At 45.0% G+C, this 11,455-nt stretch carries 12 protein-coding genes; all 12 read left to right on the top strand.

The window, feature by feature from the left end; genetic code table 11:
* Positions 1–8 precede the first annotated feature (8 nt).
* The 12 genes from fliS (at position 9) to fliI (ending at position 11,393) form a co-directional block, all read left to right on the top strand.
* Positions 9–401 carry a flagellar export chaperone FliS gene (gene fliS / locus LJE72_RS01050; protein ID WP_229245426.1) on the top strand — a complete coding sequence of 131 codons (393 nt, stop codon included), beginning with the start codon at positions 9–11 and terminating at the stop codon, positions 399–401.
* Positions 401–733 carry a hypothetical protein gene (locus LJE72_RS01045; protein ID WP_229245930.1) on the top strand — a complete coding sequence of 111 codons (333 nt, stop codon included), beginning with the start codon at positions 401–403 and terminating at the stop codon, positions 731–733. Before fliS ends, LJE72_RS01045 begins: the two co-directional genes overlap by 1 nt.
* A gap of 24 nt (positions 734–757) precedes the next feature.
* Positions 758–1,126 carry a flagellar protein FlaG gene (locus LJE72_RS01040; protein WP_229245425.1) on the top strand — a complete coding sequence of 123 codons (369 nt, stop codon included), beginning with the start codon at positions 758–760 and terminating at the stop codon, positions 1,124–1,126.
* Positions 1,127–1,791: 665 nt separating this feature from the next.
* Entirely contained in the window at positions 1,792–3,942 is a 2,151-nt protein-coding gene (locus LJE72_RS01035) for a chemotaxis protein CheA (RefSeq protein ID WP_229245424.1), read from the top strand.
* A 147-nt stretch (positions 3,943–4,089) separates the two neighbouring features.
* Positions 4,090–4,536, top strand: coding sequence for a chemotaxis protein CheW (locus LJE72_RS01030; RefSeq protein ID WP_073028408.1), 447 nt, complete (start codon positions 4,090–4,092; stop codon positions 4,534–4,536).
* Positions 4,523–5,695: a protein-glutamate methylesterase/protein-glutamine glutaminase gene (locus tag LJE72_RS01025; protein WP_229245929.1), complete on the top strand. Its 1,173-nt coding sequence runs from the start codon at positions 4,523–4,525 to the stop codon at positions 5,693–5,695. The genes LJE72_RS01030 and LJE72_RS01025 overlap by 14 nt, the downstream gene beginning before the upstream one ends.
* A 5-nt stretch (positions 5,696–5,700) precedes the next feature.
* Positions 5,701–6,189 carry a flagellar basal body rod protein FlgC gene (gene flgC / locus LJE72_RS01020; protein ID WP_229245423.1) on the top strand — a complete coding sequence of 163 codons (489 nt, stop codon included), beginning with the start codon at positions 5,701–5,703 and terminating at the stop codon, positions 6,187–6,189.
* A 7-nt stretch (positions 6,190–6,196) separates the two neighbouring features.
* Entirely contained in the window at positions 6,197–6,535 is a 339-nt protein-coding gene (gene fliE, locus LJE72_RS01015) for a flagellar hook-basal body complex protein FliE (RefSeq protein ID WP_229245422.1), read from the top strand.
* Between the two features lie 107 nt (positions 6,536–6,642).
* The gene (gene fliF, locus LJE72_RS01010) at positions 6,643–8,235 is read left to right on the top strand and encodes a flagellar basal-body MS-ring/collar protein FliF (RefSeq protein WP_229245421.1); all 1,593 of its coding nucleotides are present in this window, start codon (positions 6,643–6,645) and stop codon (positions 8,233–8,235) included.
* Positions 8,236–9,240, top strand: coding sequence for a flagellar motor switch protein FliG (fliG, locus tag LJE72_RS01005; RefSeq protein WP_229245420.1), 1,005 nt, complete (start codon positions 8,236–8,238; stop codon positions 9,238–9,240).
* Positions 9,224–10,216: a FliH/SctL family protein gene (locus LJE72_RS26455; protein WP_229245419.1), complete on the top strand. Its 993-nt coding sequence runs from the start codon at positions 9,224–9,226 to the stop codon at positions 10,214–10,216. Before fliG ends, LJE72_RS26455 begins: the two co-directional genes overlap by 17 nt.
* Positions 10,122–11,393, top strand: a complete 1,272-nt coding sequence (gene fliI / locus LJE72_RS00995; RefSeq protein WP_229245928.1) for a flagellar protein export ATPase FliI — start codon at positions 10,122–10,124, stop codon at positions 11,391–11,393. Before LJE72_RS26455 ends, fliI begins: the two co-directional genes overlap by 95 nt.
* The last annotated feature ends 62 nt before the right edge of the window (positions 11,394–11,455 follow it).

Raw genomic sequence — 11,455 nt, 5'->3', positions numbered from 1 at the left:
GGGTTATTATGGTGAATCCACAAATGGCGAATGCCTATAAAAATCAACAGGTGATGACGTCCTCTCCAGAACAATTGACATTATTGCTTTATAACGGAGCGTTGCGGTTTCTAACTGAAAGCATTTTGGCGATGGAGCAGGGGAATATACCAAAATCCCACAACGCAAATATACGTGTACAGAACATTGTACGTGAATTTATACGTACCTTAGATATGAACTATGAACTGTCGATAAATTGGGCTAAACTTTATGAGTATACAGAATACTGTCTCATTCAAGGAAACATCAAAAAGGATGTAGAACAGTTGTTGCAAGCGAAAAGTATGCTTACTGAAATGCGGGATGCTTGGGCAGAGGCCATGAAACAAACTCATGTGGATCGAGCGGTTGCCAAGTGATGACTGAAAAGGCTGTACAGACTTTGTGGCAGGACTATCATTTCTTGACCAAAGAGATGCTAAAGTTCTTGACCAAACAGGATATGGAGCTCTTTTACCACCTGATGAATCAGCGAGAGCGCTTGCAGACCCTCATTGAGAAGACACCTGACGATGGCTTCAAAGTCTCGCCTGCCGGACGAAACTTGCTTCGCGAAATACGGCAAGACAGCCAAGCTATTATTGACACAATGCAGATTCGAATGGGCAGTAGCAAGCGACAACATCAAGTTTCAAAGGCCTATGGTGCTGCGAGTACGACAGCAGTCAGCCAGATGAATTTAAAACGCTAATGGTCAATATAGGAGGGATTTATCATGATCAATCCCATTCAACCAAATACTCAATCCACCATGATTCCCATGGATACTTTTCCCGGACAAAAGATGGACCGTTCACTAGAGACCTCTCGTAAGGTCATTGATCGCAAGGGGGAAATTCCCTCAGCTCGTGAAGAAATTCCGCGTGAAGAAGTCGAAAAGGCAACTGACAAGCTTAATCGATTAATGGGGATTATTAATAAGCGCTTAGAATTTAGTCTTCATGATGAATCTGATCAATTTACGGTTAGGATAATAGATCAACCAAGCGGAGATATATTGGATGAAATTTCTCCGGAACGGGTTTTGGGTATTTTAGGTTCTTTTACGCAAGTGGCAGGATTATTGGTCGATGAATTGGTGTAAAAACGACCTAACGTTTTTTATGGAAACATGAGTTCTTATTTAAAACAAACAAGCAGGATGTAGGTAATTATGCATCCTGCTTGTTTGTTTTTTATCGTTGAAGAATTCCATTCATGAATAAAAATTACTCTAAATAAGGAGAGGATCCCTTATCTTTTGAAGGATAAATAGTTTGCTCTATATGTCGAATAATTTGTCTTATGAAGATAGAATTTCATAATCTATACCCGGTATAAGAAAGAAATATAGCATATTTTATGCTAAATATTTCCCTATAAACCCTTATAATACAAAAAAATACCCGAAGGTCCTATGAATTTATGACCAAAATACTATTTGTAGGGCTATTTATTGATGCTATTGTTAAACAAGTAAATATGTGTAAATTGGTGCATTCTGTAGGTATACAAAATTTACCTTGGGATTTTGTCGACAAACTATATACGATTTTGCAACTTAATGCTACTATTTAGAGAAGAGAGTTCAAAAACCGAATTTTTTGAAGGAATAAAAAAACCAAGGCGAATCAATAGGCCGAGAGTAACAATGTTTGCCTCAGAATGCACATGAAATATCGAATAGGTTTGATTAAGAATGTTAGTGTAGTAAAGTGAGCCGAAAGTGTTGTAATTAAAGGAATATCCAAAAGATAGGGGTGGGAAAAATTGGGGCGAGATGAGGATAATAAACAAGGGATCGAGTTAGGAGAATTCCTGGATTTTTACCTATTAGATTCGCAAGAGCAGATTGAACGACTTGGAGCAGGGCTTTTGCAATTGGAAAAAGAAGGAGAAAACATTGGTCTGATCAATGATCTTTTTCGCTCTGCACATAGCTTGAAGGGGGCTTCAGGAACAATGGGTTTCACACCGATTGTTTCGTTGACACATGCAGCTGAAGACTTATTGGATCGGTTGCGTCAGGGTAAAATAGAAGTTTCTCTTGAAATGATTGATATATTATTGGCTGTGACAGATCGGGTTAAAGCGATGCTGGCCCAAGTAGAACAACGTCAGGACATAACGGTAGGATTTGAGGATTTGGTTTCCTCAATGAGATTGCTATTAAACGGTGAAAGTGTAGATGTTTCTGTAGCTTCCCACTCTGAAGAAGAAGTTATAGAAACGTTGAGTTTTGTCCCGCTGGACTTCTCATTGACATTGGATGAACGTGAAAAACTGAACAGTGCTTATAGTTTAGGGCGTGCTGTTTATCAAGTGGATGTGGCTTTAGAATCTAACACGCTGATGAAGGCTGTACGCGCAGTTATGGCTACGCAAGTGATTGAGGGCATGGGAACAGTAATTAAGCTGCTTCCGAGCGTCGAAGAGTTGGAAGCGGGGACAGCAGAGAGCTTTTCTATGCTTATTCTCTCTGATGAATCTAAGGAAGAGATTCAAAGGGATCTGTTGGAAATTTCCGAGTTAGTGGAGGTTATTCTTCATACCTATCCTAACAGTGAGGAACTGGGTGACCTAGATAAAATACCTAATGAAATCAACAAGACTATGGCAGAAGAGAAAAAAACGCCAATCTCAAAACAGGAAACCGCCGCTATACCTAAAGGGTCTGTGAAAGCCGTTGCTTCTCCGGCTGCCGAAGCCACAACAGGGGAGGGCAACACCCAAGTACATACGATCCGAGTGGATACAGTACGGATGGATAATCTGATTAACCTTGTAGGGGAAATGGTCATCACCAGAACTCGCTTGGTGCAAATCGGCTTGGATCTGAAGGCTCAGTATAGTACGGATGGTATGGTCAATAATCTAAATGAGGCTAATGTTTATTTAGGACGTTTAATGAATGACCTTCAAGAGAGTGTCATGCGCTTGAGAATGGTGGCGATTGGCACTGTCTTTAACCGTTTTCCGAGGTTGATTAGAGATTTAGCGAAGAAGACCGGAAAAGAAATCGACCTTGTCTTAAAGGGTGAGGACACAGAACTTGATAAGACGGTTGTTGAAGTTATCGGAGATCCCTTGATGCATCTGATTAGAAACTCAGTGGATCATGGGATAGAGTCTCCGGAGAAGCGTCGCGAGGCAGGTAAACCGGAATTCGGTACGATTACCCTGAATGCTTTTCATGAAGGAAACCATATTGCTATACTCATCTCGGATGACGGGGCGGGCTTAGATCTCGATAAGATTCGTCAAATAGCGGTTTCGAAAGGTCTGGTTGGAGAACGTGAAGAACTCTCTGAACGAGATGTTGCCAATCTTATCTTCCTGCCGGGTTTTAGCACTGCAGATGTGGTAACGGATATTTCCGGTCGCGGTGTTGGGATGGACGTCGTGAAGAAGGCTCTGAATAATCTGGGAGGAATGGTGGATATCACGACTCGCAGAGGGAAGGGGAGCACCTTTACTATTCGCTTACCTTTGACTTTAGCGATCATCCAGGCTCTTCTAGTAGAGGTTGGGCAAGAAATTTATGCGGTCCCACTTTCCTCTGTTTTGGAGACTCTTCTTGTCAGTCGAGAGGATATTAAAACCGTGGGCGGGTTACCAATGGTTCAATTGCGTGGCAACACCCTGCCGCTAATTTCTCTGCAAGAGAAGTTTGATTTACCTGCTCCCGAGTCTGAAAGCGGTGAGGTTTTTGTTGTTGTTGTGGGCTTCGGAGATAAAGCCTTAGGGCTTATCGTGGATGAACTGCGCGGACAACAAGAAGTTGTTATTAAATCCCTTGGGGATTTTCTGAATAATCTCCCGGGGATTGCCGGGGCAACAATTCTTGGGGATGGCAAGGTTACCTTGATCCTTGATATCGGGTCCTTGCTCCAAGACGTCTTGGTCAATAGAAAAGGCTAAATCGAACCTCAATTAATCACCTTTAAATATTAGTTAATTAGTTTGTTTGCAAAGCAGAAAGTTTAAAAAGTCAAGTTAACATTTAATTTTATCAGTCAAACTACGAACTTTAAACCACGAACAACGATAAAGGGGAGGGTAAAGCCAATGGCAGAAGAACAATTAGTAACTTTTAGCTTAGGGTCTGAAGAATTTGGCGTCGATATTATGCGTGTTCAAGAGATTATTCGAATTCCGCCGATTACTCGAGTGCCTAAAGCATCGGAGTATGTCGAGGGTGTAATCAACCTGCGGGGAAATGTAATTCCTGTGATTAGTTTGCGGAATCGTTTTGGTATGACTCGTGTAGAAGAGACCGATCTCAGTCGAATTATTGTCTTGCAAGTACAAACCAAGGTTTTCGGCATTCGAGTTGATGCTGTAACCGAAGTTTTGCGCTTAGAAAGCGAAGCAATTGAACCGCCGCCGCCGATTACCTTAGGAATGGATGCTCAGTTCATACGCGGAGTTGGGAAAATAGGGGAGCGTCTGCTCATACTATTGGATCTTGATCACATCATGGGTGGAGAAACAAACCATGATGTCTGTGCCTAAAAAACCTATTGGGGTCCTTATCGTTGATGATTCTCCCTTTATGCGGCTAACCCTGCAAAAAATCCTTAGCCAGGACTCTGGTATCAGGGTAATCGATACTGCACGAGATGGACGTGACGGGATTTTGAAGCTCCAAGCTCTTCGTCCCCAAGTCGTGACGATGGATGTCGAGATGCCAATTATGGATGGACTGCAGGCATTGGAAGAGATTATGCGTTGGCAACCGACTCCGGTGATCATCTTAAGCTCAGTGACAACCGAGGGGGCTAAAGCCACGTTGAAAGCGCTTGATTTGGGGGCGATTGATGTCGTAGTTAAGCCCTCAGGAAAACCGGGAGATAATCTGCAGGCACTTTCCCATGATCTAATCGAGAAGGTAAAAGCGGCGGCTTTAGTGAATCCCGCACGTCTCAAGGGTATGGGCTCAACATATTCTGGAACAATGGCCCCATCAACAACAAATAGCGCAGTTAACACGGCAACCTCAAAGGCTGCCGCTCCTGTTTCACCAGCTATGTCAAGCACGGGACAAGGCACACGTGCTGTTAGTAATGGGAAGGAAATATCGCCAAAGCATCCGGTTGAAATTGTGGCCATCGGCACTTCAACTGGAGGTCCATCTGCTTTACAAGCAGTTCTGCCGACCCTTCCCGGAAATTTTCCCGTACCGGTGCTGGTCGCTCAACACATGCCGCCGGGGTTTACCGGGCCCCTTGCCCAGAGGTTGAATGGACTTTGCGCCTTAAATGTCAGAGAAGGAATACACGGTGAAACACTGAAAGCAGGGAACGTATATGTAGCTCAGGCTGGTAAACAGCTTCAGATTCAACGCAAGTCAGGACAGCTTGTTCTTCATATAGGAGAGGAATCTCCTATACCCACCCTTTATCGTCCTTCCGTGGATGTCATGTTTCTTTCTTTAGCGAAGGCTGTAGGCAAAGGGACCTTGGGGGTGGTCATGACGGGAATGGGAAGTGACGGAACCAAGGGTATGAAGGAACTCAAAGCCTTAGAAGGATTTGCAATAGCGGAGTCTGAGGAAAGCTGTGTAGTCTATGGGATGCCCAGATCAGTGGTGGAGGCGGGTCTTGCTGACCGAATTGTACCTCTTGGAGAGATTGGGAAAACGATTGTAGAGTGTGTTATGAGGAGGGGATAAGATTAATGGGTCTTTTTGGAGCAATGGATATTAGTGCCTCGGGTTTAACCGCCCAGCGTTTACGCATGGATTTAACGGCTAACAATATCGCCAATATTAATACGACTCGTACCGGAGAACTAACCCCTGGGGGTAATCAAATTCCTTATAGCAGACAAGTTGCTGTGTTCGTTCCTCGCCCCTCGGAATCACAGTTTTCTAAAGTGTTAGGGGAAACTCTGGGCAGTCAAAATATTGGCAATGGGGTTCAAGTAGCTGGGATTTATAATGATGTTACAGAACCTTTCAAGTTAGAATACAATCCCGATTCGCCGGATGCGTCTAGGGTTGCAGAGGAGGGATTGCCAGTAGGATATATTCGGCAGCCAAACGTAAATATCGTCACAGAAATGGTGGATATGATATCTGCATCGCGAGCTTATGAAGCGAACGTAACAGCACTCAATGTCAGTAAGTCAATGGCCTCCAGAGCATTGGAGATCGGAAAGGGGTAAAAGTTAGATGAGCATTTTGCCGATAGTACCTATTATGCCCCTTGGAGTAATAAATCCTATCACTCCGACAGGACCTGAAACTGCTCAGGGAACTCTCAGCTCTGGGGACGGGGCTCAAAAAGCCAGCGCAGATTTCGCGAAGTTTTTTAGTGATGCTCTAAGCCAAGTAGATGCCTTGCAAACTAAGGCTGATTCAGCCAGTCTGGAACTGGCAACAGGTCAAGTTCAAGACTTGTCTGAAGTGATGGTAGCGTTGGAAAAGGCAAATCTGTCATTGTCCCTAACAGTAGCAACACGGGATAAAGTTTTAGATGCATACAACCAGATAATGCGCATGCAAATATAAGAGAGAAGCAATTGTCAATTATTAGTAAATACGATTGAGCTTTGCTTTTTTAGGGGGTATAGGGGCATTGAGCTTCACGCATCTAATAATGAAAGGAGGAGCCAAGGGTGGAATTTTCTTGGGCCAGAATAAAAGAAGCAGTAAAGACATTTTGGGGTAACCTATCTAGCCCACAGAAAATAATTACGGTGTTGGCTCCCCTTTTGGTCGCAGGAATGTTAATTTATTTGATTTTGTGGGCCGGTCGCCCGCAGTACATACCGATTTTTACTGAATTAAGCGACACTGATGCTGGGGCAATTAGGACCAAATTACAAGACATGAAGGCGGATTATAAGCTAGCCGATAATGGTTCGACAATTATGGTCCCACAACAGACATCTGCTGATATTCGTTTACAACTTGCCAGTGCAGGACTTCCTCAGCAAAGCAAATTCAGCTTCGACAATCTAGATACAATGAGGCTGGGGGAGACGGACTCTGACCGTAAACTGCGTTATGTTCTCGGATTACAGAACGAATTAGAGAATACTTTAAAGACCCTGAGTGGTGTGGAAGAGGCGCGCGTGCACATCGTGATGCCTGAACAATCATTATTTATTGAAAGTCAAAAATCAGCTACAGCAGCGGTAACTCTGAAACTTGCCCCTCACACGACCCTTGTTGAAGATCAGGTCCGCGCCATTGCTAATTTATTGTCAGGGTCAGTGGAAGGACTGTTACCGGAGAATGTGACGATTGTGGATACCGGCGGAAATGTTGTCTCAGATATGTTGAGAAAAAGCGATGATCCTGAAAAATTGACAGTTACCCAATATCAACTCAAACAAACGGTCGAAGAAGATACTCGGAAATCAGTTCAGAGCATGCTGGATCGTGTTCTTGGCTCGGGTAAGGCTGTGGTTCGAATTAGTGCGGTATTGGACTTTGATCAGAAAAAAATCATTAAGCAGATTAACGGCCCTGGTGCAGTGGTGAGCGATCAAAGTTCTAATGAAACGACTACGAATGGTACTGAAGCGGCCGGAGGGGCACCTGGATTACCGGCCAATGGGGCTCCGACGTATCCAGTTAATACAAATGTAAACTCGACCTCCACCAAAAACACAAATACTACTAACTATCAGGTAGATACCACACAAGAGGAACAAGTGATTAGCCCGGGCAGTGTTAAACGTCTTTCTGTCTCGGTCATGGCGGATGCGGACACTGTTACTCAGGATCAACTAAACCAAATTAAAACCATCGTTGCCTCAGCTGCGGGAGTGGACGCAATGCGGGGGGATGATATTCAAGTTGAAGCAATTCCCTTTAATAAAACAGATCTGCAGAATGACATATTGGCAATGGAAAATGCTCGGAAACAGCAACAACTTGTCATATATGGAGTGATTGGAGCCACCCTGTTACTTGGCTTAATACTTTTACTTATATATCTGCGAAGGCGTTCAAACAAAGCAAAGGCGGCCAAATTGTTGGAGTTAGAGGCTTCGGAGCCTGTATCTCAGGCTGATGCCGCAATGCTCTTAGCGCAACAGATCGCAGAGGAAGAGGCAAAGCAGAAATTAGCTCAGAAACATACCAAGTCGGTGGATGAAATCCAGAAGCAAAAGCTTAAAGAGGCTGTTGAACTTTATACACGTAATAACTCGGATGAGGCCGCCCGTCTTATGAAAACATGGCTATCGGAGGACAAGTAGATGGTGCAAGCTTTAACTGGAATTCAAAAAGCAGCAATTCTTATGATTTCGTTGGGACCGGAAAATTCAGCCAATGTCATTAAACATCTTGGAGATGGAGAAATAGAGCAGTTGACCTTGGAAATGGCTAATGTCGGCAGAGTGTCTCCAGAAGACAGGGATAGTGTTGTAGAAGAATTTCATCAGATGTGCATGGCTAATGACTACATTGCCAGGGGAGGGTTGGAATACGCTCGCGAGGTATTGGAACGGGCTCTGGGGGAAACTCGAGCATTCGATATCATCAGTCGGTTATCGACTTCATTGAAGATGCGGCCCTTTGACCTTGTGCGCAGAACAGATCCTAAGCAGCTATTCTCCTTTATTCAAGGGGAGCACCCCCAGACAATCGCGCTGATCATGACACACCTTCCCGTCGATAAAGCGGCCACCTTACTGGCCAGCCTTAGCCAAGATCGACAGGCGGATGTGGCGAAACGCATAGCAACTATGGGTCGTACGAGTCCGGAAGTGCTTAAAGAGATTGAGAAAGTCTTAGAACGAAAGATTTCTAGTTTAGCTCCTACTGATTATACTGCATCGGGTGGAATTCAGAGTATTGTAGATGTTCTTAATCGGACAGATCAGGGAACAGTTAAAGTCGTCATGGATGCTCTGGAGATAGATGATCCTGATTTGGCGGAACAAATTAAGCGGCAGATGTTTGTCTTCGAAGATATTGTTATGCTGGATGACCGCGGAATTCAGTTGGTCTTACGTGAAGTGGAAACTAAGGATTTAGGGCTTGCCTTGAAAGGATCGAATCCCGAAGTGGCACAGAAAATTCTGGCGAATATGTCCTCGCGGGCAGGACAGATGCTCAAAGACGATATGGAATTTATGGGCCCGGTGCGGTTGCGTGATGTAGAAGAGGCGCAGCAACGCATTGTTAAGGTAATTCGTAAGATTGAGGAAAGTGGTGCGATTGTCATCTCCAGAGGAGGTAGCGATGAAATCATCTATTAACGCACGTATTGTCAAAAGTCACAATGTTGAGGTATCGACACCGCGAATGGTGGAGTCCCTAATAGGGTTTCAGCAGTTGACCGCTTGTTTAGCAGTTCTGAGAGTTGAAGAAGACCGTCGGAACTACGAAAGTTCTCTGCTCATTGATGAGAGGGAAGCTGCTGAGCAGGAGAACCCTGAAGAGCAAACAGAAGAGTTTTTTGAAGAGGCTAGAGGGCAGGCTGCCAGAATTATAGCTGAAGCTGAAGCGGATGCACAGAAAATCCTTGCGCAGGCTGAGGAGAGTGCTCAAGAGATTTTGACGAAGGCTGAAGTTGGTTCCCAGGAGATGCTGGCGCAAGCTCAATCTGAAATCGATCATTTGCGCCAAGAGGTTATGGATAATGCACAATCTGAGATTTATCCGGCAGCTAAGGCAGAGGGTTATCTTGAAGGAAAGCAAGCAGGAGAAGCTGAAGGAATTCGATTAACAGAAAATGCAAATCGACTCTTTCAGTTAGCACAAAGGGCTGTTCAAGAGGAATACTCAAAAGTTGATGAAGAATTACTTCATCTGGCTATTAAAATCGCCGAACGCATTGTCCGTTCTGCTATAGCCGTCGACCCCCAACTAGTGGTGGGTATTATCCAGGCTTTAACCCTGTTACCTATTGAACGCCAAGGGTGGCGGCTTCATGTGGCCCCTGATGACGCCCAATGGCTCGAAGATAATCAGTTGCCCTGTCCGTGGGTGACGAACGAATCTTTGATTGCCGGAGACTGTTTCCTGGAGTGCCAGGAAGGGGTTTTTGATGGTCGGCTTGAAGCTCAATTAGATAAATTGGAACATACCTTGCGAGAGGAGCTCGAACATGGGGTCGTGGAATCTCTTAACCCAGACGGTGAAACAGACAGAACCGATTTCGGTCCAAGGAAGGGTCTCAAAGATTGTCGGCCTGATGGTGGAGGCAGCTGGTCCTCGCGCCAGTGTGGGTGAGTATTGCCATATTATCACGCGAGATGGGCGAGAACTTCCGGCTGAAGTCGTTGGTTTTCGGGATTCAACCACTTTACTTATGCCTCTCGGAGAACTCGAAGGTATTGCACCGGGAGACAGTGTGCTTTCACAACGACAAAAGTTAACCGTGCCGGTTGGACTGGGACTTCTTGGCCGAATTCTCGACGGATTAGGAAATCCACTGGATGGACGCCCACTAAAGACCGAAACGGCCTACCCGTTGCAAAACAAACCACCCAGTGCTTTATTGCGTCCTCGAATCATGGATACGCTGAGTGTTGGTGTCCGAACAATTGATGGGATCTTAACCATTGGTCGTGGACAACGAATGGGGATTTTCGCCGGGTCCGGGGTGGGGAAAAGTACATTGCTGGGGATGATGGCAAGGAATACAGTGGCTGATATCAACGTTATCGCTTTGATTGGAGAACGGGGTCGAGAACTGCGTGATTTTATTGAGAAGGATTTGGGTCCTGAGGGCTTAGCTCGATCCGTCATTATCGTGGCCACGTCGGATCAACCGGCCTTAGTGCGACTAAAAGCGGCCTTTACGGCTACAGCTATTGCCGAGTATTTCAGGGACAAAGGGGAAAATGTGCTCCTTATGATGGATTCCGTAACCCGTTTTGCTATGGCACAACGGGAGGTAGGCCTCACAGTTGGTGAACCTCCGGCGACCCGCGGATATCCTCCCTCTGTTTTTGCTCTGTTGCCGAAACTGCTGGAACGATCAGGTATGGCGGAAGTCGGCAGTATTACGGGAATTTATACCGTTCTGGTAGACGGGGACGACCATAATGAGCCGATTGCAGATTCAGTTCGCGGAATTCTCGATGGACACATTGTTTTGACTAGGGAGCTAGCTATGCAAAATCAGTTCCCAGCGATTGATATTTTGCAATCTGTCAGCAGGGTTATGAATGATGTTATTAGTACGGAACAGCGGGAATTAGCCGGTAAGGTCCGCGAGCATATCGCAGTCTATCGTGACGCCAAGGATTTGATTGACATTGGGGCGTATACTCCTGGAAGTAATCCTAAAATTGATGCTTCCATTGCCCACATGGACCGCATTCAGGCTTTTACTCGACAAAATATTGACGAACACATTCAATACAAGGATACGCTTCAACAATTGCAGGAGATTTTTATGTGAGAGTTGTTACTGGCTTAACAATAATTCAGATCCTTGAGGATAGTGGATAAAGTGTGGTTCTG

The sequence above is a fragment of the Desulfosporosinus shakirovi genome, assembly GCF_020595055.1.
Classification (GTDB): Bacteria; Bacillota; Desulfitobacteriia; order Desulfitobacteriales; family Desulfitobacteriaceae; genus Desulfosporosinus; species Desulfosporosinus shakirovi.
The sequence above is the reverse complement of the archived record's forward strand: the minus strand, read 5'-3'. Positions and strand labels throughout refer to the sequence as shown.

Excerpts from the sequence above, each read along its gene's own strand:
- fliS (WP_229245426.1), top strand. The coding sequence starts at position 9 with ATGGTGAATCCACAAATGGCGAATGCCTATAAAAATCAACAGGTGATG.
- LJE72_RS01045 (WP_229245930.1), top strand. The coding sequence starts at position 401 with ATGACTGAAAAGGCTGTACAGACTTTGTGGCAGGACTATCATTTCTTG.
- LJE72_RS01040 (WP_229245425.1), top strand. The coding sequence starts at position 758 with ATGATCAATCCCATTCAACCAAATACTCAATCCACCATGATTCCCATG.
- LJE72_RS01030 (WP_073028408.1), top strand. The coding sequence starts at position 4,090 with ATGGCAGAAGAACAATTAGTAACTTTTAGCTTAGGGTCTGAAGAATTT.
- LJE72_RS01025 (WP_229245929.1), top strand. The coding sequence starts at position 4,523 with ATGTCTGTGCCTAAAAAACCTATTGGGGTCCTTATCGTTGATGATTCT.
- flgC (WP_229245423.1), top strand. The coding sequence starts at position 5,701 with ATGGGTCTTTTTGGAGCAATGGATATTAGTGCCTCGGGTTTAACCGCC.
- fliE (WP_229245422.1), top strand. The coding sequence starts at position 6,197 with ATGAGCATTTTGCCGATAGTACCTATTATGCCCCTTGGAGTAATAAAT.
- fliG (WP_229245420.1), top strand. The coding sequence starts at position 8,236 with ATGGTGCAAGCTTTAACTGGAATTCAAAAAGCAGCAATTCTTATGATT.
- LJE72_RS26455 (WP_229245419.1), top strand. The coding sequence starts at position 9,224 with ATGAAATCATCTATTAACGCACGTATTGTCAAAAGTCACAATGTTGAG.